We start from the raw sequence: 23,062 nt of genomic DNA on the forward strand, positions 1-23,062 counted from the left end.
AAGATATGAGTAGTTTGTCTTTTGATTTTGCAGAAGATTTTCGACCGCTTGCAGCAAGAATGCGTCCTCAAAATTTAGCTGAATATGTGGGTCAATCTCATCTGATCGGCGAAGGTAAACCACTGCGTAGAGCGATTGAAGCAGGACATAGTCATTCTATGATTTTCTGGGGTCCTCCGGGAACAGGGAAAACGACATTAGCTGAAATTATTGCCCATCATTTTGATGCTGAAGTGGAACGTATTTCAGCGGTAACCAGCGGTGTAAAAGAGATCAGAGAAGCAATTGAACGAGCAAAATTAAATCGACAAACAGGCAGACGAACATTACTCTTTGTTGATGAGGTTCATCGATTCAACAAAAGTCAGCAAGATGCATTTTTACCGCATATTGAAGACGGCACGATCATCTTTATTGGAGCAACAACGGAGAACCCTTCGTTTGAGCTTAATAATGCGTTACTTTCCCGAGCCAGAATTTATATCTTAAAGCCACTACAAGCGGTCGAAATTTTGAAAATTTTGCAAATGGCGGTGGCAGATGTAGAGCGTGGGCTAGGCAATGAAAAATTACTGCTTGAAGATGATGTACTGACATTACTTGCCGATTATGTAAATGGTGATGCTCGTTTTGCCTTAAATTGCCTAGAGTTAATGGCAGATATGGCAGAAAGTACCTCTCAAGGTAAAGTGTTAAACAAGGCATTACTTACTGAAGTATTGGGTGAGCGACAAGCTCGTTTTGATAAAGGGGGCGATCGTTATTACGATCTAATCTCAGCCCTCCATAAATCTATTCGTGGTTCATCGCCAGATGGGGCATTATATTGGTACGCTCGTATTTTAACCGCAGGTGGCGATCCGCTTTATGTGGCAAGGCGATTACTTGCAATTGCTTCAGAAGATATAGGCAATGCAGATCCGAGAGCAATGCAAATTGCTATAGCAGCGTGGGATTGCTTTACCAGAGTTGGAGCTTATGAAGGAGAAAGGGCTATTGCCCAAGCGATTATTTATCTTGCGGTTGCTCCTAAAAGTAATGCGGTTTATCAAGCCTTCAATGAAGCTAAACGCTTAGCGAAAGAAGCAAAAGATTATGATGTACCGGAACATTTACGCAATGCTCCGACTAATTTAATGAAATCACTTGGTTATGGTGAAGAGTATCGTTATGCTCATAATGAGCCGAATGCTTACGCCGCAGGGGAAAATTATTTTCCACCTGAACTTCAAGAGACGCAATTCTATTTTCCTTCAGAACGAGGAATGGAAAAGCAGATTAAAGAAAAAATGGCTTGGCTGAAAACACAAGATGAATTAAGCGAGATCAAGCGGTATAAATAATTCCTAAATTTGCGAAATGTGATGAAAAAACGACCGCTTGTGGTTATTTGGAAGAGATATGTTTGATATTTTATTGCCTGCGTGGCTTGCAGGTGTTTGTTTAGCCTTTATCACTGCACCGCTTGGTGCTTTTGTTGTTTGGCGGAAAATGGCGTATTTTGGCGATACGCTTTCCCATTCTGCATTATTAGGGGTTGCTCTTGGTATTTTTCTGCAAATTGATCCCTATATTGCCGTCATTGCAATGACAATTACCTTAGCTATATTGTTGGTTTGGCTTGAGCAGAAAACCAATTATTCGGTTGATACTGTTTTAGGTATTATAGCCCATACCAGCCTTTCTCTCGGTGTGATTACCATTAGCTTGCTGGATAACGTAAGAGTAGATTTAATGTCTTACTTGTTTGGTGATTTACTGGCAATTAGTTTTTCTGATGTGATTTTTATCGGGGCAGGTGCAACTCTGATCTTATCGGTGCTGATGATATTCTGGAAACGTCTATTATCTATCACAATTAGCCCGGAACTCGCCCAAGTTGAAGGCTTAAATGTCGCTCGTCTACGTTTATTACTGATGATTTTAACCGCATTAACCATTGCATTAAGTATGAAATTTGTGGGGGCATTAATTATTACCTCACTACTCATTATTCCGTCTGCCACAGCAAGGCGTTTTGCAAAAACACCTGAAAAAATGGTCTTTACTGCTATTTTATTTAGCATCATTGCAGTAACGGGCGGGCTGTTACTATCAGGGTGGAAGGATACTCCGGCAGGTCCATCTGTAGTGATTTGTGCCGGAATACTCTTTTTAATTTCGCTATTTAAAAAAGAATACAATTAAATAGCATAAAAAAGATATAAATTATAAAAATAAGGCATAAGGTTTTTACGGAAATAGCATTGAAATTTTCTATTAATCTGCTTAAATATAATTATTAGTTTTGTAGTAACTTATTGAGAATTAAAGAATTAAATTATGTGTCAATTACTCGGAATGAATTGTAATACGCCAACGGATATTACCTTTTCTTTTGATGGCTTTCGGCGGCGTGGGGGATTAACCGATCACCACACAGATGGCTTTGGAATCGCCTTCTTTGAAGGCAAAGGTGTGCGGGTTTTTCGTGATAACCGACCAGGAGCTTCATCGCCAATGGCGGAATCTATCAGTCAGTATCAAATTAAATCGTTAAATGTGATTGCTCATATCCGCAAAGCTACGCGTGGTGATGTGAATTTGGAAAACACCCACCCTTTTATTCGTGAATTATGGGGCGAGAACTGGGTTTTCGCCCATAATGGTACAGTAGAGGGGGTTGGGGTTTGTGAAGAGTGTCATTACCAACCGATTGGTACAACAGACTCCGAAGCCGCATTTTGCCGAATTGTATCGGAATTAAAAGAGATGTATCCGGCAAAACCAAGCGAAAAAGAGATTTTTGATGCAGTGTTGAAGGTAACAGAAAGAATTGCGGAACAAGGTGTATTTAATTTTATTTTATCGAATGGGCATTTTATGATTGCTCGATGCACTACCAATCTTCACTATGTATGTCGCAAAGCCCCTTTTGGTAAAGCATTGCGTGATGATGATGTTTCAATTGATTTCAGCCAATATACCCAAATTACCGACAAGGTAACGATCATCACAACTCAGCCACTGACAAAAAATGAAAATTGGATAAAAATGAAAAATGGTGGTTACGTTTTTTTTAAAGATGGCGATGTGCTTTATGAAATTGAAGGAACGCTACCAGAAGCTAAACCTCACGTTTAATATCTAAAAACCTAGCATCTGCTAGGTTTTTTCTTAGTTTTCACGTTTAACAATAAAATCAGCTAATTCTTTTAATGCAGTGGTATCAAAAGGCAGTTGTTCAAGAGAGGAGAGAGCGGTTTGGTAAAGTGTTTCGGCTTTTTGCTTTGCTCCATCTAGCCCTAGTAATTTAGGATAAGTGCTTTTATTTAAATTTTCATCAGAACCCACCGTTTTACCAATTTTATCCGTTTCGCCAATCACATCTAAAATATCGTCTTGCACTTGAAAAGCTAAGCCAATGGCTTTTGCATAATTTACAAGCGGTTGTTTTATCGCTAAATTTTGCGAATAGTCGGAAAGGTTAAAGCCCATCATCACAGAGGAAAGAATTAACGCCCCTGTTTTGTTACGATGAATTAATTCTAATTCTTCTAAATTGACCGATTTATTTTCCGCAATCAAATCTAAACTTTGCCCTAAACACATTCCTTTTGCACCCGCAGCAGAGGTTAGTTCTCTTACTTGTGCCACTTTTTCTTTATCAGAAATATGGGGATCGGTTACGAGCAACTCAAACGCAAAACTTTGTAACGCATCACCGGCTAGAGTGGCGGTTGCTTCATCAAAGGCGATATGACAGGTTGGCTTGCCTCGACGCAATTTATCATCATCCATTGCAGGTAAATCATCGTGAACCAATGAATAAGCGTGGATAGATTCCATTGCCGCTGCACTATGATCTAATTTTTCAAGCGGCACGCCAAGCATTCTACCTGTGGCATAAATTAAAAACGGGCGAACACGCTTTCCGCCTAATAAAACCGCATATTCCATTGCGTTAATTAATGGGGAATGAAAGGCTTCGTAATGATTTAATTTTTCTGCTAGAAAATCGTTAATCCGTTTTTGTTGAGTGGTGAGGTCGGTTGCTAAGGAATAGCTCATTTTATTACTCTTTGTATTATTCTTTTGTATAGTCGCTAAGTTCTGCGGTATCATTTTTATTTAATAGAATTTGAATTCGTTGCTCTGCTTTTTGTAAGCGTTCTTGCCCTTGCTGTACCAGTTTAATTGCTGCTTCAAATTCATTAAGGGCATCTTCAAGCGGTAAATCGCCTGCTTCTAAATGGGTAACAATTGCTTCTAATTCTTTGAGAGTAGTTTCGAAATCTTGAGTTGGTTTTTTTGCCATTTTATTTGACCTATAGAGCGTTGAAGTCTTGCAAGTTTACCGTTCTCATAAGGGATTTGCAAATTCCTTTTACTTTTCGACCGCTTGTAGTATGGTATCTCAACTTTCTAAACAGAGGATTTTCTATGCAAGTAACAGAACTGAATATTTACCCGATAAAATCCACGCAATCAACCCAAGTTTCTCAAGCTTTTGTAGAACCTAAGGGGTTAAATTTTGATCGTGAATTTATGATAACGGAATCTGACGGTAAATTTATTACTGCCCGTAAAGATGTAGAACTATACCGCCTAACGGCTTTTCCGATTGCAACAGGGCTTGTGATTAGCCATACAAGCGGTCAAAAATGTGTTGCACTTTACCAAGATTTCATTGAGGAGCAATCAAGTGAAGTATGGGGAACGAATTTTTATTCTAAAGTGGCAGACAAGCGTGTTAATCAATGGCTAAGCGAAATTTTAGGAAGAGAAGTGCAACTTCGTTGGTTGGGTAGTCAAAGCCAACGTAAGGTTGAAAACTTTGCAGATAATCCATTGAGTTTTGCAGATAGTCATCCTGTTACTTTGATGTCGCTCAAATCCCTTGAGCAAGTGCAAGAATGGTCGCCAATTCCAATCGAAATGGCTCGTTTTCGTCCAAATATTGTGATTGACGGCAATATTGCTTTTGAAGAAGAGAATTGGGAACAAATTCAAATTGGTGAAGTCTTATTTCGCAAGTCCGCCCTTTGTACTCGATGTGTACTAATTACTCGCAATTTATCTACGTTAGAATTAGACCCTCAAGCAGAGCCTTTCCGAACGTTGAAACAAAAGCATACAAATGATAAAGGAAAACCGATTTTTGGCATTCATCTTGTGCCACAAAATAGTGGAATAATAAAAGTGGGCGACACCATCACTATTCAATCATAATTATTTTTAATTTTTAAAAAGGAGATTCAAATGTACGAACGCAGTCAATCAAGAACTGTGCTATTCCCGATCCTGCTATTTGTTGGGATTAATCTATTTATTCTAACATTATCCCGTCTAGCTTTAGGTATTTGGCAGGCTGATCGAATATCAGCTGTTGATGGCTGGATACCATTAATGTTACAAGGCATTCGTATTGATGTATCCGCATTATGTTGGCTGTTTGGTTTACCTGCATTATTGAGTGTATTTTTCTTTCATAAAAATGCACTCGGCTCAATTTGGCGGATTATTTTAAGAATTTGGCTAACCGCAGGTAGTGTCTTTATTCTTTTTATGGAAGTGGCAACACCAAATTTTATTGAAACCTTTGATCTCCGCCCTAATCGCCTTTTCATTGAGTATTTAGTTCACCCAAAAGAAGTGTTTACAATGTTGATTAATGGTCATTTATGGGCTGTTATTTGCGGTGTTGTTGTATTCATTATCTCATTAATGATTTATTGGAAATTATCAGGCTGGGCAACAAAAAATTTACGTTTGCCGAGTTGGAAAATGCGTCCATTATTGGCTCTGTTAGTGGCTGTTACAGTGTTTGTTGGTGGACGTTCTAGTTTTGCTCATCGAGGTATAAACCCGGCAATGGTTGCATTCTCAAGTGATCCTCTTGTAAATTCACTGGTGTTAAACTCAGGCTATTCTGTACTTTATGCAGTACAACAATTGAAAGATGAAGATAAATCTTCGGAGCAATATGGCAAAATGTCTGTTGAAGAAATGCTAAGTATTGTTAAACAGGTTCGAAATCGTCCAAATTCTGATTATATACTAGATGAAATTCCAACCTTGACTGAAAATAAAGCCACTTATCAAGGTAAACCTAAAAATATTGTAATTGTTTTAGAGGAAAGCTTAGGGGCTCAGTTTGTTGGCTCATTAGGCGGTAAAAATCTTACGCCAAATTTAGACAAACTTTCAGAACAAGGGTGGTATTTTACCAATCTTTACGCTACAGGTACTCGCTCAGTAAGGGGCATTGAGGCAGTAACAACCGGTTTTACCCCAACACCAGCAAGAGCGGTGGTAAAACTGACGAAAAGCCAAAATAACTTTTTCAGTATTGCGGAATTATTAAAGCGTCAAGGCTACCATACTTCTTTTATTTATGGTGGGGAAAAGCATTTTGATAATATGGCTAGTTTCTTCTATGGTAATGGCTTCCAACAAATTATTGACGAAAAAGATTATAAAAACCCTAAATTTACGGCAACTTGGGGCGTGAGTGATGAAGATCTTTTTGATAAGGCAAATGAAACCTTTACTCAGCTCTATAAAGAAGAAAAACCATTCTTTAGCTTGGTATTTAGCTCAAGTAATCACGATCCTTTTGAGTTTCCGGACGGTAAAATTGAATTATACGAGCAACCAAAACAAACTCGTAACAATGCAGCAAAATACGCCGATTATGCTATCGGGCATTTTTTTGAGTTAGCGAAAAAATCAGATTATTGGAAAGATACGGTGTTCTTAGTGATTGCAGATCACGATTCACGAGCTGTTGGTGAGCATTTAGTGCCAATTCAACATTTCCATATACCGGCGTTATTACTGGGTGAAAATATTGAACCAAGATTGGATCATCGTTTAGTTAGCCAGTTAGATATGCCAACCACATTACTTTCTGTGGCGGGGATAAGTGGACAATATCCAATGATTGGCTATGATTTAACGCAAGATATTGATCCAAACCGAGCTTTTATGCAATATGATGCAACACAAGCGATGATGAAAGGTAATGATGTGGTTGTAATGCGACCAAACTTACCGATTGAAGGATTTGTGTATGATAAAGCAACGTTTAACCTAATGCCTAAAGAACAACCTGAGGCTTTTAAGAAAGAAGCATTGGCTCACGCATTACTTGGTAGTTATTTATATAAAAATCAGTTGTATAAATTACCGCCGGAAAGTAAGCAGTAGAGCAAATTAAAAGAGAGAGGGTTGCAATATTTTTATCAAAAATGACCGCTTGCCCTCTCTCAAAAGAGTAGATTATTTTAAAACCAGATTATTTTAAAAATAGTGCAGCTGCACCACGTGTGCCACCTGAATCGCCGTGAATGGCTTTTTTAATAACAGGCACTTTAGCTGATCGCATTAAATGTTTCGGCAGGGCTTTTGGCAAAGCTTCATAAATATAGTCGAAGTTAGATAAACCGCCACCAAATACAATCATATCCGGATCTAAAACGGTAATAAGATTACCAATGCTAATTGCCATTAACTCAATATACTTCTCAACAAATTCCACAACTTTCTGCTCGTTATTGTAGAAACGCTCTATAATCTCTTTAGCCGATATTTTCTCGCCAACTAAATCGTTAAAGAGTAATTCAAAACCACGACCGGAAATATAAGTATCTAAGCAAGCCTGATTACCACAACCACATTCATAAATTGGCGTTTGATCCCAACCCAATAATTTTAACGCGTGATAATTTAACTGCATATGCCCAACTTCGCCAGCCATACCAATTCTGCCTGAATGGACTTTTCCATCAAAAACAATTCCGCCACCAAAACCTGTACCGATAATTAAGCCAAGTACAGTTGAAAAAGATTGATTACTTTCGTCCCAAGCTTCGGAAAGAGCGAAACAGTTCGCATCGTTTTCTGCACGTACTTCACGCCCTAAACGCTCGCTCAAATCTTTAATAATTGTTTTACCATCTGCAACACGAATATTGGTAATTTCCGCAATCCCTGTTTCACGGTTTACAAAGCCGGGTAAACCTAAGCCGACAGAACCTTTTTCGCCAAATTTCACGTCAGCATTATTGACTAAGTTCTCAATAGTATTGAGCCAATCTTCGTAATGAGTTTGTGGGGTTGGCACACGTTCACTGTGCAGTTTTTCTAATTTTTCATTGAAAGCGGAAAGTTCAATTTTTGTACCGCCAACATCTAAGCCGTAATAAATCGCCATAATTATGTTCTCTTATGAAATAAATTAAATGGGTTTTTGTTTTGCAGCCAAGGCACAAACCATACAAAGAGTGCCAAGTTTGTTGCAAATGCGAGTAAGCTACTAACAAATAAATCAATCGGGTAGTGCATACCTAATCTTAAACGACTAATTAATGTTAACGCTGCCCAAACAATTGCAAAAATATGGGCAAAAACAACCGCTTGTCCACGCATATTAAGGCAGAAGCCGACTACTAAAAGTAGCCAAGAAACTGCAAAGATTGTATGACCGGACGGGAACGAATAGCCAACTTCTTTCGCTTGGTGGGCTGTTACAAAATTTTGCTGTGTACCGATTTTTTCACTAACCGCTAAGCCTCTTTGTTCACGTGTTAATTTGTAGAAATCAACAGATTTATCTTTAAACAGGGCAGAGACAAAAGGTCTGGGCTCTTGGAAGGTTGATTTCATCACGGTTTTAATAGCTTGAGTTGCCAACATTGAAACAAGACAAACGGTCATCACAAAAAATAACGAATAACGCTTTCTTACTACCCAAGCTAATAATAAGATAAAAATCACACAAGTTGCGATAGCATAAGGCAAAGATCCTGTTTCGGTGATTAAAAATAAAAAGTAATCCAAACCATATTCAGGGTAGTGCATAGCCAAAGACCACTGCCAGTTTGTCAGCCAAGTAACAACAGGGATTAGCAACATTGCCAGAGTATAAAGAAAGAATTTTTTAAACATAGATATTCTGTTAAAAAACCGCTTGAAAAATACAAGCGGTTATATTTGTGAAAAATTTTGCAAATTTAGATAGCTTTAGTGGCTTTCGGCAACGTGATTTTTTTCTCTTCACTTTGGCGGTAAAGCACCAAAATATGCCCAATAGTTTGTACTTCCGCAGACTTTGTTTCACGCACAATAGCATCAATGATCAGTTGCTTCGTTTCACGATCTGCACCCGCCACTTTTACTTTAATCAACTCGTGGTGGTCTAATGCATTGTCGATTTCCGCTAAAACACCTTCAGTTAAGCCGTTACCGCCTAGCATTACAACAGGGCTTAAATGGTGTGCTAAACCTTTCAAATATTGCTTTTGTTTGGTTGTTAATTTAATTGACATTTTTGTATCCATTTATTTGTTTGTAAAATAAAATTCGGCGTAGAAAATAGCACAAAAACGCTCATTTTTAAAGTAAAATGAATGAATTGCAGAAATAAGAGAGAAGGATAGATTATGCCAACATTAAGTGTTGCAATGATTGTAAAAAATGAAGCTCAAGATTTAGCAGCCTGTTTAGAAACGGTAAAAGGCTGGGTTGATGAAATCGTCATTTTAGATAGCGGTAGCACAGATGAAACACCACAAATCGCTGCGGCGTATCACGCCAAATTCTATACCAATACAGATTGGCAAGGTTTCGGTAAACAACGCCAGCTTGCTCAACAGTATGTAACAAGTGATTATGTACTTTGGCTTGATGCAGATGAACGAGTAACCGAAGAACTGAAGCAATCAATTTTACAAGCGGTTAAAAATGATGAAAAAAATACCGTTTATAAAATCAGCCGATTAAGTGAAGTGTTTGGCAAGCAAATTCGTCATTCAGGCTGGTATCCGGATTATGTGGTGAGGTTATATCCGACAAAGTTAGCTCGTTACAATGATTCTCTTGTTCACGAAAAGGTCGTCTTTGATTCAGCAACCAAAGTTGAAAAATTACAAGGTAATTTATTGCATTTTACTTATAAAAATATTACCCACTATCTGACTAAATCAGCACATTATGGCTCAGAATGGGCAACACAACGAGTCAAACAAGGGAAAAAAGTGTCCCTCTTTAGTGCATTTAGCCACGCGTTAAGCAGTTTTGTGAAAATGTATCTTCTGAAAAAAGGGTTTTTAGACGGTAAACAAGGTTTGCTGCTGGCAGTACTTTCGGCACAATCAGTCTTTAATAAATACGCAGATCTGTGGGCGAGAGGACAGGGGAAATAATATGTCGCAAAAACAGGCGGTTTTATTTATCAATATGGCAAAGGGATTCGGTGGCGGTGAGTTTTATACCGAGCAACTAATCAAGAATTTAGAGGGATATCAGTGTTATTTTTTAGGAAAAAAATCAGGAAAACTTACCGCTTGTATCCAAAAAAATTTACCGGAAGTAAAAGTTATCAGTCTTTGGAGTGCCATTAAGCTCGCTTTATCAGAGAAAAATCTGATTGTTCATGCTTTAGATGGTCGAGGGGCTCATTTTGCCGGAATCTTTAAACGTTTTTTTAAAACTATAAGCGTGATTACTCGCCAAGTTAATTTTGCGTTTAAACGTAAATCTTCACAAAAAGCCTATGAAAATGCGGATATGCTGGTTGGTGTGAGCCAATCTATAACGCAAAATTTGGCAAAATTAAACCCAAATGCTCAGACAGTTTACGGCTGTTTAAAGCCATTACAAGAAAACAAAGAATTTGAACAACAATTTTTTGCCAACCCACTGCATTCACTTAAAATTGCCCATATTGGTAATTTCCAAACTGTAAAAAATTTCCCACTAACGATTGAGCTTGCCAAACAAAATCCTGATGTATACTTTTACTTGGTAGGTGCAGGCGAGTTAGAAAATGAGCTAAAAATTCAATCAAAAGGATTCAATAATATCTACTTTATTCCTTTTACACCATACATCGGTAGTGTGTTAAAAAATGTGGATTTACTGATTGTTCCATCTCATTCGGAAGGTTTGGGTATGGTAATTTTAGAAGGTTATCAATACCAAGTCCCAAGTATTGCTCACGCAACAGGTGGTATTCCTGAGATCATTGAACAAAAGAAAACAGGCTTCTTAGTAAGCCCAAATCAAATTGAGCAGTATCAGGCTATTTTAGATCGTCTACTTGCCGAACCTACCTGTTTTGCAGAATTACGCCAAAATATTACCGCTTATCTGGTAAAAAAAGATTTTTCCGCACAGAGAATGGCGAGAGAATATGAAGCGATTTATCGGCAAGTTTTGAAAAATCATTGATAATTGAACAAAGCAAAAATTAAATGGTCGATAGGGTAAGATTCCTTACAGCTATCCTCTCGGACTCATAATGCAAAATCAATTAACTATTTTATATGCTTTTTTCTTATTAATTTCTAGTTCAACTTTTGCTGATAATATAACCTTAGTAGAGAATGCTAGGAAACAGATTGGCGTTACACTGAGCTACGATCCCAAATATCGAAAAATCGATTTCCCAATGGGAGATGTGCCGGAGACAACAGGTGTTTGTACCGATGTGGTGATTAGGGCTTATCGTCAGCAAGGGCTCGATTTACAGCAAGCGGTCAATAAAGATATGAAATCTGCTTGGGCAAAATACCCGAAACTTTGGGGGCTGAAGACAACAGATCCGAATATCGATCACCGTCGTGTGCCAAATTTAGAAACCTTTTTTAGTCGCCACGGACAAACGCTCTCTTTAACCGATCTTTCCACTTTCCAAGCGGGCGATATTGTCACTTGGCGATTGCCGAAAAATTTACCTCATATCGGTATTGTGTCCGATAAAAAATCTTCAGACGGTACACCTTTAATCATCCATAATATTGGACGGGGTACGCAGGAAGAGGATGTATTGTTTAAATATAAAATCGTGGGGCATTATCGATTGCCTGAAAATATGAAATTCAAATAGTGAGAGAAAAAATGAGTAAATTAATAAAGATAATGCTGTTTACTAGCGGAGTAACTATCGCTACAGCGGTAGCCTTTTTCTCAATGCAAAATAAAGAGATAAGTCGAATGATACCAAAACAATTACTTGAAGGTGAGATTGAGGCTGCACCAATGGTAAAAAATTTTGAATCTTTACCAGAAGGAATTGAAATTACTCGTTTGGTGGTACTCAAAGGACAACGTCAAATGTTTGCTTATAATGGGGATAAACTTATTAAAATTTATCCAATTTCTTTAGGTTTTAATCCAATAGGGCATAAACAATTTGAAGGCGATGGCAAAACCCCAGAAGGGATTTATACTATCAACGAACGAAACAAAAACAGCAACTATCATAAAAATCTGGGTATTTCTTATCCTAATAGCCAAGACAAGGCATTCGCAGAGGCTCAAGGGAAATCAGCGGGCGGATTAATTAAAATTCACGGTTTACACAATGGATTTGGCGATATCGGACGTAACCACTTACTGAAAGATTGGACACACGGTTGCATTGCCGTAACAAATGAGGAAATTGATGAGCTGTTTTCATCAGTTATACATCGGGCTGAAATTGAAATTAAGCCTTGATATTTTTAGCTACAAGCGGTCATTTTTCCTTGAAAGTTTGCAAATCACTGTCTAATCAACGGATACGGATTTATTGCTCCGCTTGGTGTATAAATACCATAATGCAAGTGTGGCGGCGTGCCTCTAGCATTACCACTGTCGCCTACTGTGCCAATGATTTCTCCTTGCTCAATCCATCGGTGGCGGGAAATATTGCCATAATCTTCTAAATGGGCGTAGTAGTGTACGGTTCTACCTGTCATAACCGAAACTACTTTACCTCCTAGTCTGTTTGTGCCAATTCGCACTACAACCCCGCTCGTAGTGCTACGAATAGGTGTTCCTCTCGGTGCAAAAATATCTACGCCTTCGTGCTTACGTCCACCACTTCTTGGGCTGTGCCAACTGTCAATAAAGCGTTGCCCTGCAATAGGATTTGGCAAACTTTGTTTAGTTGGAATGCCTTGTTTTAATGTCGGTATCCAACGCAGATAATCATAGAGATAAGGTACTTTAAATTGCTCAATACCGATCAAAGTAATCAACAGTATAACAATCCCTATTAGGCATTTTTTTAACATATCTATCTCCTAAAGAACTTAATATGACAAGCGGTTATATTTTACGGAAAATGTGCAAATCTGATGTGTAAATTTTAGATGAATTTTTAACGCTTTTCAGCTAGAATATTTCCCTTGAATGCATACGCAAGCGTTTGCGTTTAATTATTTTTTACTTTCAAAATTTATAGGAATTCGTATGTCAGCAACAATTTTAGAAGCTTTACCTTTAGGTCAGAAAGTCGGTATCGCATTTTCAGGCGGTTTAGATACCTCAGCAGCACTTTTATGGATGCGTAAAAAAGGGGCAGTGCCTTATGCTTACACCGCAAATTTAGGTCAGCCGGATGAAGATGATTACAACGCAATTCCGAAGAAAGCAATGGAATATGGTGCGGAAAATGCCCGTTTAATTGACTGCCGTCAGCAATTAGCTCACGAAGGGATTGCGGCAATTCAATGTGGGGCTTTCCATATTTCAACAGGCGGTATTCCTTATTTCAATACTACACCTTTAGGTCGAGCGGTAACCGGTACAATGCTTGTAGCCGCAATGAAAGAAGATGATGTAAACATCTGGGGTGATGGTTCAACTTTTAAAGGTAATGATATTGAGCGTTTCTACCGCTATGGCTTATTAACTAACCCAAAATTAAAAATCTATAAACCGTGGTTAGATCAACTTTTCATTGATGAGCTTGGCGGTCGTTTAGAGATGTCAAAATTCTTAATCGAAAACGGCTTTGATTACAAAATGTCAGTGGAAAAAGCCTACTCAACCGACTCAAATATGCTTGGTGCAACCCACGAGGCGAAAGACTTAGAAGAATTAAGCACCGGAATGAAGATCGTAAAACCGATTATGGGCGTAGCGTTCTGGGACGAAACGGTTGAAATCAAGCCGGAAACCGTTTCTGTAACTTTTGAGGAAGGTGTGCCTGTTGCATTAAACGGCAAACGTATTGATGATGCAGTGGAATTAATTATGGAAGCGAACCGCATTGGTGGTCGCCACGGTTTGGGTATGTCAGACCAAATCGAAAACCGTATCATCGAAGCGAAATCTCGTGGTATTTACGAAGCACCGGGAATGGCGTTATTACACATCGCTTACGAGCGTTTAGTAACCGGTATTCACAACGAAGATACGATTGAACAATACCGCATCAACGGTTTACGCTTAGGGCGTTTATTGTATCAAGGTCGTTGGTTCGATCCGCAAGCACTAATGTTGCGTGAAACGGCTCAACGTTGGGTAGCGAAAGCGATTACAGGTACAGTAACCTTAGAGCTACGCCGTGGTAACGACTTCACCATTCTAAACACAGAATCACCAAACTTAACCTACGAAGCAGAACGTTTAAGTATGGAAAAAGTGGAAGATGCACCGTTTACACCGGCGGATCGTATCGGTCAATTAACAATGCGTAACTTAGACATTGTAGACACTCGCGGTAAATTAGCGGTTTACACCGATGCAGGCTTATTAGCTGCAAATAATAGTGTAATTCCGCAGCTAGGCAAAAAATAATAAGTTGATCCAAATTCTGATAACTTTTAGAATTTAACAAAAGCTGCCCCAAAGTTAATGCTTTGGGGCTTTTGTTTGTAAAGTGAATGTGATGAAATTAGTTGAAATTTTTACAGATGGCTCGTGTTTGGGGAACCCCGGCAAAGGGGGAATTGGCATTCTGCTTCGCTATAATGGGCACGAGAAAGCTGTCAGCAAAGGTTATTTTCAAACCACCAATAACCGAATGGAATTGCGAGCGGTGATCGAAGCCTTATCAATGCTAAAAGAGCCCTGTAAGGTGCAACTTAACAGTGATAGCCAATATATGAAAAATGGCATTCAGAAATGGATTTTTAACTGGAAGAAAAACGACTGGAAAACCAGTGATAAGAAACCCGTTAAAAATAAAGATTTATGGATTGCGTTAGATAAAGAAATTCAACGCCACCAAATTGAATGGGTGTGGGTGAAAGGGCATTCAGGTCATCGTGAAAATGAAATTTGTGATGGGCTGGCAAAAAATGGGGCAAACAATCCGACTTTAGATGATGTCGGCTATGTTGTAGAATAAGTATTTTTACAAGCGGTTATATTTACTCGCTACGCTCGCTCCTTCGGAGCCGTTGGCAAAGCCAACGTTCAAACGCAAAGCACTTGTTACGAAAAATTTGCAATCTGCAAAATTTTCAAAAAATCTTACCGCTTGTTAATTTGTGTAGATGAGTAATTTTTAGCAAAATAGGGCTACGCAAACGTTTTCTTTTTTTGTAAAATAGGAGAGCTTTAAGCTTTTAAGGGTTTTTATGGTTGATTTAATTATTATCGGGATCATTGCATTTTCTGTACTGGTAAGTTTATGGCGAGGATTTACGAATGAGGCGTTATCGCTCCTCGGTTGGGTAGTTGCTTTTTTTGTAGCAAGTTCATTTTACCCTTATCTAAGTGGCTATTTCACCCAGATAAATTCAGTTTACCTACAAAATTCAGAGTTTTTACGCAATGGTTTAGCAGCAGCCATTTTATTCATTTTAACGTTAATCGTATGTGGCGTAATTAATGGTTTATTAGGCAAGGTGATTGATTTAAGCGGCTTGTCTATTACCGACCGCATTTTAGGCGGTGCTTTTGGGGCATTACGCGGCATTTTAATTGTTTCGGCAATTTTGTTTTTCTTAGATACTTTCACGCAAGCAAGCCAAACGGAATTATGGAAATCATCATTACTAATTCCACATTTTGACTTTATTGTGAAATGGTTCTTTGAGCAGTTACAAACAAATTCTACTTTTCTAAACTCGACTAAATAAAGAGGTTTTTCTATATGTGCGGCATTGTCGGTATTATTGGGAACTCGCCTGTCAATCAGGCGATTTATGATGGCTTAACATTATTACAACACCGAGGACAAGATGCCGCAGGTATCGTTACCATAGACGATGAAAACCGTTTCCGCTTACGCAAAGCGAACGGTTTAGTGAGTGATGTGTTCCAACAAGAACATATGCTACGTTTACAAGGTAATGTGGGGATTGGGCACGTTCGTTATCCAACAGCTGGGAGTTCAAGTGTATCAGAAGCTCAGCCTTTCTATGTCAATTCACCATTTGGGATTACGCTTGTACATAATGGTAACTTAACGAATAATGCAGAGCTAAAAGAGCGTTTGTTTAATGAAGCTCGTCGCCACGTTAATACCAATTCAGATTCAGAATCGCTCCTGAATATCTTTGCTTATTTTTTAGATCTCTACCCAACACAGCAGCTTAGTCCTGAGAATATTTTTGAAACCGTTAAAAAAACGAATGAGAGTATTCGAGGTGCTTATGCGTGTATTGCAATGATTATCGGACACGGTATGGTGGCATTTCGCGATCCTTTCGGTATTCGTCCGCTAGTTTTAGGTAAACGTGAAGTTGAAGGTAAAACGGAATATATGTTTGCCTCAGAGAGTGTTGCATTAGATGTGGTTGGTTTTGAGTTTGTAAGAGATGTATTGCCGGGTGAAGCTATCTATATTACTTTTGATGGCGAATTACATTCCCAGATTTGTGCGGATAATCCGAAACTAAACCCTTGTATTTTTGAATACGTTTACTTTGCCCGCCCAGATTCAGTAATTGATGGCGTTTCTGTTTATGCAGCTCGTGTGCATATGGGCGAATTACTCGGTGAGAAGATCAAACGTGAATGGGGACGTATTGTTGATGATATTGATGTCGTTATCCCGATTCCGGAAACCTCAAACGATATTGCCGTGCGTATTGCTAATGTGCTTTACAAACCATATCGTCAAGGTTTTGTGAAAAACCGCTATGTGGCTCGAACCTTTATTATGCCTGGGCAAGCTCAGCGTAAAAGCTCGGTTCGCCGTAAATTAAATGCGATTGCCTCAGAATTTAAAGGTAAAAGTGTTCTATTAGTTGATGATTCTATTGTGCGAGGCACAACTTCTGAGCAGATTGTGGAAATGGCGAGAGCGGCAGGTGCAAAACGTGTTTATTTTGCCTCTGCAGCACCGGAAATTCGTTATCCAAATGTTTATGGTATTGATATGCCGACCTGTGAAGAATTGGTTGCTTACGACCGTTCGGTAGAAGAGGTTGCGGATATGATTGGTGTAGATAAACTGATTTTCCAAGATTTAGATGCACTTTATAAATCAATTCAAATAGAAAATCCAACCATTCATAACTTCGATGATTCGGTCTTTACCGGTGAATATATCACAGGCGATATTGATAAATGTTATTTAGATGCCATTGCGAAATCCCGCAATGATAAAGCTAAGGCAAAAGCGGCAAAGCAAGCCACAAACTTAGAAATTCATAACGAAAGCTAAAAAGAAAACTCGCAGCTAAAACTGCGAGTTTTTTGCTATTGCTTTTTCTTCTGTTCTGCTAAAGCATTTTGCATACGCTGATGCATTTCTTGATAAGTAGGTTTAAAAGCATCACATTTTTCTTGATCTACGTTTGCTTCTTGGTGATTGAGCCTATTATGTTGCAGGTGAAAATATTCCATTGATGCTTTGTCATTTTGCATAGTAAGAAAATTTTCCCTCCCCAATAAGTCATTTAACACTCGTTGCTCAAAATACTGCATTGTTAAATGTTCAGCTACATTCCAATTATCATAAATTTTCTGATAATCAGGTTTTGCCAGATCAGGGTAGATACATTGCTCAATATTATTTAGCTGACGAATTAAAATCTTAACGTCCAGTTCGGAAATTTTATATTTCGGTTCATTGTAAGCGGTCGAATTGTCCAAATTATTTGCAAATGCAAAAGATGAACTAAATAAGAGAGCTACTAACGCTTTTTTAAACATATTACCAGCTTAAATTAGTTGAGTATCCAAACACGACCATAGTGCTTCATTAAGCCTGCAACGTGTCCTGCTTTATCGCCAATACCTTGATATAAATCGAAGTGATGACCTTTCACTGCACCACCTACATCAAGGGCAACCATTAAACGCATTTCGTGTTTGCCTGTCCAGTTTCCGTTATTATCAATCAGTGGCATTTCAACCAATAACACACTACCGGAAGGCACAATGCTACGATCTGATGCCACAGAAGCCAATGGCACTAATGGCACGCCTGCTGAACCTTTCACTTTTCCATAAGGATCATTTTGGAAGAATACATAAGACGGATTACGTTCTAACAAACCTTGAACACGGCTAGGATTACGTTCTCCCCACTCACGAATAGCTTGAACTGACATTTTCTCTTTCGGAATTTCACCATCTTCCACTAATAAACGTCCAACGCTTGCATATTTAAAACCATTTTGCCCGGCATAAGCGAAATAATTTAAACGACCATCGCCAAAATCAACATAGCCACTACCTTGAACCCCTAACAGGAAGTTATCAAGCATTGAATTACTATAAGCTAATTCTAAGCCTTGACCTTGCAATGCTCCTGCATAAATTTCAGCTCGAGAAAAACGCTTGTTTGATGGCATTGCATAAATTGGGTGCTGATATTGCCCCTGTGGAGTGCGACGAGCTTTAATTACAGGCGAGTAATAACCTGTCATTAATACATTTTGATAACCATCTTCGCCACGCATTAAACGTGTACTAATACCATATTTCGCCAGATCATTAATATTTGCCCCCGATGAAATCCAACGGCTCACTTTACCATAAGCTAACGAATGGATATTGGCTAGGCTGCTATAAGTGCGAACATTAGAAAGCTGTTGTAGAAAATCGTTCTGATTAACAGGGGTAGCATTTAAACTTAAACGACCGCTTTGAAAATGCGTACCATAAGGCATAAACTGACGACCGTTATATTTCGCCCCAAATTTTGCTTTATCGGCATCATAAGAGGTTGAACCACTTTTTTTACTTGGTGTGGAAGAACAACCCACTAAAATACCGGCAACTAAAGCTATAGTTGTTGCAGCGATTGATTTTTTATATGCTTTCCAATTCATCGAAAATCCTTTCATCGTTAATAAAATGTGAAAAATGAAGCATAGCAAAAATGCTACTAAATTAAAATAAGAATATAGTTGTTTGTTTTTAATACAGAAAACGGATTTTTATACTATTTCTGTGTTAAATTAAATCACTTAGCACAATTTTTTATAATTTTGCTTGTCATTATGACAAATTGATATATTATGTACGCATCAGACGCGGGGTGGAGCAGCTTGGTAGCTCGTCGGGCTCATAACCCGAAGGTCGTTGGTTCAAATCCAGCCCCCGCAACCAAATTTTAAGCCCTTGATTTTATCAAGGGCTTTTCTTTTACAAAAAATAAGTGAGAATTAACCGCTTGTGGTTATCAAATACTTCCTCTCTTTTCTATTTCTCGCTACACTAAAGCTATCTTTCCTAAATTTTTTTGGATTATGAGCAATATTTTAACTGTTACCCAACTTAACTATTCTGTCCGTCATTTGCTTGAAATGGAACTCAACCAAGTTTGGCTGACCGGTGAAATTTCTAATTTCAGTCAGCCGGTTTCAGGGCATTGGTATCTCACCTTAAAAGATGATAAAGCCCAAGTGCGAGCCGCGATGTTCAAGATGAAAAATACGAGAGTGAATTTCCGCCCGCAAAACGGAATGCAAGTGTTGGTAAGAGCAAGCGTAACTTTGTATGAACCCAGGGGGGATTATCAGCTCATTATTGAAAGTATGCAGCCAGCGGGAGAAGGGTTATTACAGCAACAATTTGAGCAGCTTAAAACAAAATTAGCAGCTCAAGGTTTATTTGCTCAAGAACATAAGAAACCTATTCCACAATTTGTAAAAAAAGTTGGAGTTATTACTTCATCAAGCGGAGCAGCGTTGCAAGATATTCTCCATATTTTACAACGCCGAGATCCAAGCCTAGAAGTGGTGATTTACCCAACGTTAGTTCAAGGTAAGGAAGCCACACAAGATATTGTCAATACAATAGAACTTGCTAATCGCCGTAATGAATGTGATGTGTTGATTGTTGGGAGAGGCGGTGGCTCATTAGAGGATTTATGGTGCTTTAACGAAGAAGCCGTTGCTTATGCAATTTACCATTCCAACATTCCGATTATCAGTGCGGTCGGGCACGAAACGGATGTTACTATTGCTGATTTTGTCGCCGATTTGCGAGCTCCAACCCCTTCAGCAGCAGCGGAATTGGTAAGCCGTGATCAAAACGAGCTAAAACGCCAATTACAACACCAATTTGATAAAGTTAATTTAGCCTTTGACCGACTTTGGACAGCCAAAATGACTCGCTTCCAACAACTTCATTTACGCCTAAATGCTCAACACCCAATGAAGCATATTCAAGCACGCCAACAACAATTTGACTATATTGAATATAGGCTTGAACAGGCGGTTTATAAATTACTTTCAGAGAAAACACAGCAAACGAAAGAACTCAATTTACGTTTAATCAATCAGCACCCACAAAAGCAGATAGAACGTCAAAGCCAGCGATTAGCTCAAATCGAACAAAGACTACACTGGCAAATAATGCAAAAACTAAACAAAAAACAGCAACAGTGGAAAAATGTGGTTCAGCGTTTTGAGCGAAATCCGCTACCTTACCAAGTTAATCAACAACAAACGGTACTGGCAAAATTTTCTCAACGCTTGAATTATGCAATGGAAAAAACGATGCTCAAAGAGCAACAACATTTCCAAGAACTTTGTACTAAATTGGAAGGGCTAAGCCCATTGAAAATTCTCACTCGTGGTTATTCAATAACGCAAACAGAGGAAGGGAAAATGCTCACTTCAAGCAGTAATATCAAGCCTGGAGAGATGATCATTACACAGCTAAAAACAGGAAAAATAAGAAGTCAAGTAGTGGATTTTTTGTAGGGGAATTTTTGAACGCTATCAATTTTTAAAATTAATTATATGAAAATCAGTAGGTTAAATATTTATAAACAGGGTTGTGCACTTACTTATCCATAGATGATGTGCATAACTATTTTTGTAAATATGGATCGAATGCTGAATTTTAAATCAACCAATTTTCAAGGCGTTTTTTACGCTTGCACAAGCGGTCATATTTTTCTATAATCTCGCAAAATTTAAGCCAGTGTGGCGAAATCGGTAGACGCAGCGGATTCAAAATCCGCCGCCCATAAAGCGTGTCGGTTCGAGTCCGACCACTGGCACCAAGTTCATAAAAAACCGCTTTTTAGCGGTTTTTTTATTTCTTTTGTATTCATACACCAACATAAACCGAATTCTAGTGTCGAATGTAAGCGGTAAACGTTTCTCTAAACATTTACAAAAATATAAACATACTTTGCCGCCTATTATTTAGCTAAATCAAGAGTCAGGTTTGCCTCCGCCTCCGCTTGCTATGGCTTCGAGAACAAGACCCTAATTATCTCTGCCAAAATCGACTAACGTCCCCCGATGGTGAGAGTGTCTCACTCGTGCCAAAACAAGCGGTTGATTCACCTTTAAAATTTGCAAAATACTCAACATAATTAACCGCTTGAAGCAGATAAGTATTGACACTCGTCAGAGGCGAGTGCCATCGAGGGGGCGGATTTTTCGAGTTCCTCTGCCTCTTGCCGTTTTTTATTGGCTTCCTCCAAATACGGTTGTACTAAGCGGTTTGTCCAAGAAACCGATAATTCGCCGATAACCTGTGCCGTTTCCTGCTTTTCCTGAATTGCATTTAAATCCGCTTTTTCGACCGCTTGATTAGCGTTTGCGGTGTCTCGGTTTAGGCTTGCCAGTGTTTCTTCTGCGGTTTTGCCTGTGAGAGCTTTTTGTTTCTCGCTGTCGGTAATCGTGAGGTTGATATTACTGCTTATCGCCGCCTTGGTTTGGCTGCGTTCGCTTTCATTCATATTCCCCAATGCACTTAATGCAGCACCCACTGCAGAAGTTGCCATTTTCGACATATCTGAGCTCACGCCAACAGACACTGAGCTGACTTTGACATCACTGCGGTTTTCAATCTCTTCCGTGGTAAGTTTACAGGTTTTCATTTGGTGGTTAATGTCGCTCAGTATTGATAGAAATAAGAACTCAGTCGGTATACTCACCATTTCCAGAGTAAAGCCAAAAGGATATAACTATCCTTTTAATACATTTACTTATTCCATTCCTTTACTTAGTAAATTACACCCATAATAAATCCCATAAAGCGTATCTATTCCTGATGAGTGTCCAATATTTTCAAATAGTTTACTGAGTTGTTCTATTTCTATATTTTGCTTATCAAGATTTTTAAAGAAAGCCAGAATAGGGAGAGAAAATTGTTGTTGCAATGCACAGTCTAAAAATCGGTTGCTGATGGCGTTAGTGTTTACTAAATTTTGTTTAATTTGTTGAGTGAATTTTTGATAAAAAGAGTTTTGTGTTGCATTAAAATATTGAAATGTGGCAAGCAAGCCGCAGAGAAAATCATCGCCACTTGGTGTAAGCCCTATACCTAATCCGATTAATTTAGTCAAAATATTACAAGCATTTTCCTCATCATTCATTGTATAGAAATGTTCAGTTTGGGCTAAATATTGCTTGAAAGCGGATAATATTAGGTCATCATTCTGTGCTTGGAGTAGAAGATTTAACCCGTGTTTATCTGAATTTTGCAATATTTGTTGAGTGAGTTCAGTACAAAATTTGAGTTTGTGGTTTGAATGAGCATCACAAGCGGTCAATTTTGTACAAAAAATTGCACAATCTTGGTAATTTAAATGAAGTCGGTAATTTTGATTAAGTTTTAATGTCAATCCCTCAAATTGAGTTTGTGTAAGATGCGTAATTAGGCTGATGGGAGAGAGTTCACTCTCGATAGGCTGTAGAGAAAAAATTTCATTGCTAATCAATAAGTTAATGGTTTTATTATAAATCGAATGAATAGTTACTAGGGGAGAAGAGCCTATTGCCTCTAGAGCATAGTTTGTTGTTTTTGAAATAGTAATGTTTATTATTTGCTCTTTTATGCTCATTTTGTAAAATACCTATTGATTTTTTATTATTTTATTGATTAGTATTAAGCCAAATTGAAATGCGATTTCATATTTTGTATTTTCCTTTCAAAT

General features: G+C 38.4%; 24 protein-coding genes and 2 tRNA genes. 16 read left to right on the forward strand and 10 right to left on the reverse strand.

The features are described 5' to 3' along the window. Nucleotides 1-5 precede the first annotated feature (5 nt). The 3 genes from ICJ55_RS06270 to ICJ55_RS06280 all read left to right on the forward strand — a co-directional run bounded on the left by ICJ55_RS06270 (nt 6) and on the right by ICJ55_RS06280 (nt 3,123). Nucleotides 6-1,343 (forward strand): replication-associated recombination protein A, encoded by a 1,338-nt coding sequence (locus ICJ55_RS06270; RefSeq protein WP_188156029.1) that lies wholly within the window; start codon nt 6-8, stop codon nt 1,341-1,343. Nucleotides 1,344-1,401: 58 nt separating this feature from the next. After that, on the forward strand, nt 1,402-2,187 hold the full coding sequence (gene znuB, locus ICJ55_RS06275; protein WP_188156030.1) for a zinc ABC transporter permease subunit ZnuB: 786 nt from the start codon (nt 1,402-1,404) through the stop codon (nt 2,185-2,187). A gap of 135 nt (nt 2,188-2,322) precedes the next feature. After that, nucleotides 2,323-3,123, forward strand: a complete 801-nt coding sequence (locus tag ICJ55_RS06280) for a class II glutamine amidotransferase (RefSeq protein WP_188156031.1) — start codon at nt 2,323-2,325, stop codon at nt 3,121-3,123. Between the two features lie 33 nt (nt 3,124-3,156). Here the strand turns inward: ICJ55_RS06280 and ispA are convergent, their stop codons facing one another. Together ispA and xseB are read right to left on the reverse strand one after the other, a co-directional pair. After that, complete coding sequence (gene ispA / locus ICJ55_RS06285; protein ID WP_188156032.1) at nt 3,157-4,050, reverse strand: (2E,6E)-farnesyl diphosphate synthase; 894 nt, start codon at nt 4,048-4,050, stop codon at nt 3,157-3,159. A 16-nt stretch (nt 4,051-4,066) separates the two neighbouring features. Beyond that, complete coding sequence (xseB, locus tag ICJ55_RS06290; protein ID WP_188156033.1) at nt 4,067-4,297, reverse strand: exodeoxyribonuclease VII small subunit; 231 nt, start codon at nt 4,295-4,297, stop codon at nt 4,067-4,069. A 125-nt stretch (nt 4,298-4,422) separates the two neighbouring features. On the opposite strand from xseB, the gene ICJ55_RS06295 reads away from it, so the two are divergent. Both ICJ55_RS06295 and ICJ55_RS06300 read left to right on the forward strand, forming a co-directional pair. Then, complete coding sequence (locus tag ICJ55_RS06295; protein WP_188156034.1) at nt 4,423-5,211, forward strand: MOSC domain-containing protein; 789 nt, start codon at nt 4,423-4,425, stop codon at nt 5,209-5,211. A gap of 30 nt (nt 5,212-5,241) precedes the next feature. Further along, nucleotides 5,242-7,191 (forward strand): LTA synthase family protein, encoded by a 1,950-nt coding sequence (locus ICJ55_RS06300; protein ID WP_188156035.1) that lies wholly within the window; start codon nt 5,242-5,244, stop codon nt 7,189-7,191. An 88-nt stretch (nt 7,192-7,279) separates the two neighbouring features. On the opposite strand, the gene nagK is transcribed toward ICJ55_RS06300, so the two are convergent. From nagK to yhbY, 3 genes are all read right to left on the reverse strand, one after another. After that, on the reverse strand, nt 7,280-8,197 hold the full coding sequence (nagK, locus tag ICJ55_RS06305; RefSeq protein WP_188156036.1) for an N-acetylglucosamine kinase: 918 nt from the start codon (nt 8,195-8,197) through the stop codon (nt 7,280-7,282). Between the two features lie 2 nt (nt 8,198-8,199). Further along, nucleotides 8,200-8,931: a phosphatase PAP2 family protein gene (locus ICJ55_RS06310; RefSeq protein WP_188156037.1), complete on the reverse strand. Its 732-nt coding sequence runs from the start codon at nt 8,929-8,931 to the stop codon at nt 8,200-8,202. Between the two features lie 65 nt (nt 8,932-8,996). After that, complete coding sequence (gene yhbY, locus ICJ55_RS06315; protein ID WP_188156038.1) at nt 8,997-9,311, reverse strand: ribosome assembly RNA-binding protein YhbY; 315 nt, start codon at nt 9,309-9,311, stop codon at nt 8,997-8,999. A 114-nt stretch (nt 9,312-9,425) separates the two neighbouring features. On the opposite strand from yhbY, the gene ICJ55_RS06320 reads away from it, so the two are divergent. From ICJ55_RS06320 to ICJ55_RS06335, 4 genes are all read left to right on the forward strand, one after another. Continuing rightward, entirely contained in the window at nt 9,426-10,187 is a 762-nt protein-coding gene (locus tag ICJ55_RS06320) for a glycosyltransferase family 2 protein (RefSeq protein WP_188156039.1), read from the forward strand. Nucleotides 10,188-10,221: 34 nt separating this feature from the next. Further along, nucleotides 10,222-11,214, forward strand: coding sequence for a glycosyltransferase family 4 protein (locus ICJ55_RS06325; RefSeq protein WP_244141757.1), 993 nt, complete (start codon nt 10,222-10,224; stop codon nt 11,212-11,214). A 70-nt stretch (nt 11,215-11,284) separates the two neighbouring features. After that, nucleotides 11,285-11,872: a DUF1287 domain-containing protein gene (locus tag ICJ55_RS06330; protein WP_188156041.1), complete on the forward strand. Its 588-nt coding sequence runs from the start codon at nt 11,285-11,287 to the stop codon at nt 11,870-11,872. Between the two features lie 11 nt (nt 11,873-11,883). After that, the gene (locus ICJ55_RS06335) at nt 11,884-12,483 is read left to right on the forward strand and encodes a L,D-transpeptidase family protein (protein WP_244141758.1); all 600 of its coding nucleotides are present in this window, start codon (nt 11,884-11,886) and stop codon (nt 12,481-12,483) included. Nucleotides 12,484-12,527: 44 nt separating this feature from the next. Here ICJ55_RS06335 and ICJ55_RS06340 read toward each other — a convergent pair whose 3' ends face one another. Next, on the reverse strand, nt 12,528-13,043 hold the full coding sequence (locus tag ICJ55_RS06340) for a M23 family metallopeptidase (RefSeq protein ID WP_176810146.1): 516 nt from the start codon (nt 13,041-13,043) through the stop codon (nt 12,528-12,530). A gap of 178 nt (nt 13,044-13,221) precedes the next feature. Between ICJ55_RS06340 and argG the strand changes: the two genes are divergently transcribed. The 4 genes from argG (at nt 13,222) to purF (ending at nt 17,374) form a co-directional block, all read left to right on the forward strand. Next, nucleotides 13,222-14,553: an argininosuccinate synthase gene (gene argG / locus ICJ55_RS06345; RefSeq protein WP_188156042.1), complete on the forward strand. Its 1,332-nt coding sequence runs from the start codon at nt 13,222-13,224 to the stop codon at nt 14,551-14,553. A 91-nt stretch (nt 14,554-14,644) separates the two neighbouring features. Next, nucleotides 14,645-15,106, forward strand: a complete 462-nt coding sequence (gene rnhA, locus ICJ55_RS06350) for a ribonuclease HI (RefSeq protein ID WP_188156043.1) — start codon at nt 14,645-14,647, stop codon at nt 15,104-15,106. A 232-nt stretch (nt 15,107-15,338) separates the two neighbouring features. Then, nucleotides 15,339-15,842 (forward strand): CvpA family protein, encoded by a 504-nt coding sequence (locus tag ICJ55_RS06355; RefSeq protein ID WP_188156044.1) that lies wholly within the window; start codon nt 15,339-15,341, stop codon nt 15,840-15,842. Nucleotides 15,843-15,856: 14 nt separating this feature from the next. After that, the gene (purF, locus tag ICJ55_RS06360; RefSeq protein ID WP_188156045.1) at nt 15,857-17,374 is read left to right on the forward strand and encodes an amidophosphoribosyltransferase; all 1,518 of its coding nucleotides are present in this window, start codon (nt 15,857-15,859) and stop codon (nt 17,372-17,374) included. A gap of 35 nt (nt 17,375-17,409) precedes the next feature. Here the strand turns inward: purF and ICJ55_RS06365 are convergent, their stop codons facing one another. Then, nucleotides 17,410-17,865: a DUF5358 family protein gene (locus tag ICJ55_RS06365; RefSeq protein ID WP_138317069.1), complete on the reverse strand. Its 456-nt coding sequence runs from the start codon at nt 17,863-17,865 to the stop codon at nt 17,410-17,412. A 14-nt stretch (nt 17,866-17,879) separates the two neighbouring features. Further along, on the reverse strand, nt 17,880-18,989 hold the full coding sequence (mltA, locus tag ICJ55_RS06370) for a murein transglycosylase A (protein WP_188156046.1): 1,110 nt from the start codon (nt 18,987-18,989) through the stop codon (nt 17,880-17,882). A gap of 203 nt (nt 18,990-19,192) precedes the next feature. Here mltA and ICJ55_RS06375 point away from each other — a divergent pair. The 3 genes from ICJ55_RS06375 (at nt 19,193) to ICJ55_RS06385 (ending at nt 21,175) form a co-directional block, all read left to right on the forward strand. Further along, a tRNA-Met gene (locus ICJ55_RS06375) sits at nt 19,193-19,269 on the forward strand. Nucleotides 19,270-19,409: 140 nt separating this feature from the next. Then, entirely contained in the window at nt 19,410-20,870 is a 1,461-nt protein-coding gene (gene xseA, locus ICJ55_RS06380; protein WP_188156047.1) for an exodeoxyribonuclease VII large subunit, read from the forward strand. A 219-nt stretch (nt 20,871-21,089) separates the two neighbouring features. Then, a tRNA-Leu gene (locus ICJ55_RS06385) sits at nt 21,090-21,175 on the forward strand. A gap of 318 nt (nt 21,176-21,493) precedes the next feature. On the opposite strand, the gene ICJ55_RS06390 is transcribed toward ICJ55_RS06385, so the two are convergent. Together ICJ55_RS06390 and ICJ55_RS06395 are read right to left on the reverse strand one after the other, a co-directional pair. Continuing rightward, nucleotides 21,494-22,003, reverse strand: a complete 510-nt coding sequence (locus ICJ55_RS06390) for a hypothetical protein (RefSeq protein WP_188156048.1) — start codon at nt 22,001-22,003, stop codon at nt 21,494-21,496. Between the two features lie 108 nt (nt 22,004-22,111). After that, complete coding sequence (locus ICJ55_RS06395; protein WP_188156049.1) at nt 22,112-22,969, reverse strand: oxamate carbamoyltransferase subunit AllH family protein; 858 nt, start codon at nt 22,967-22,969, stop codon at nt 22,112-22,114. Nucleotides 22,970-23,062: the final 93 nt, after the last annotated feature.

Origin of the sequence: Mannheimia bovis (assembly GCF_014541205.1) — a bacterium.
GTDB classification, from domain to species: Bacteria; Pseudomonadota; Gammaproteobacteria; order Enterobacterales; family Pasteurellaceae; genus Mannheimia; species Mannheimia bovis.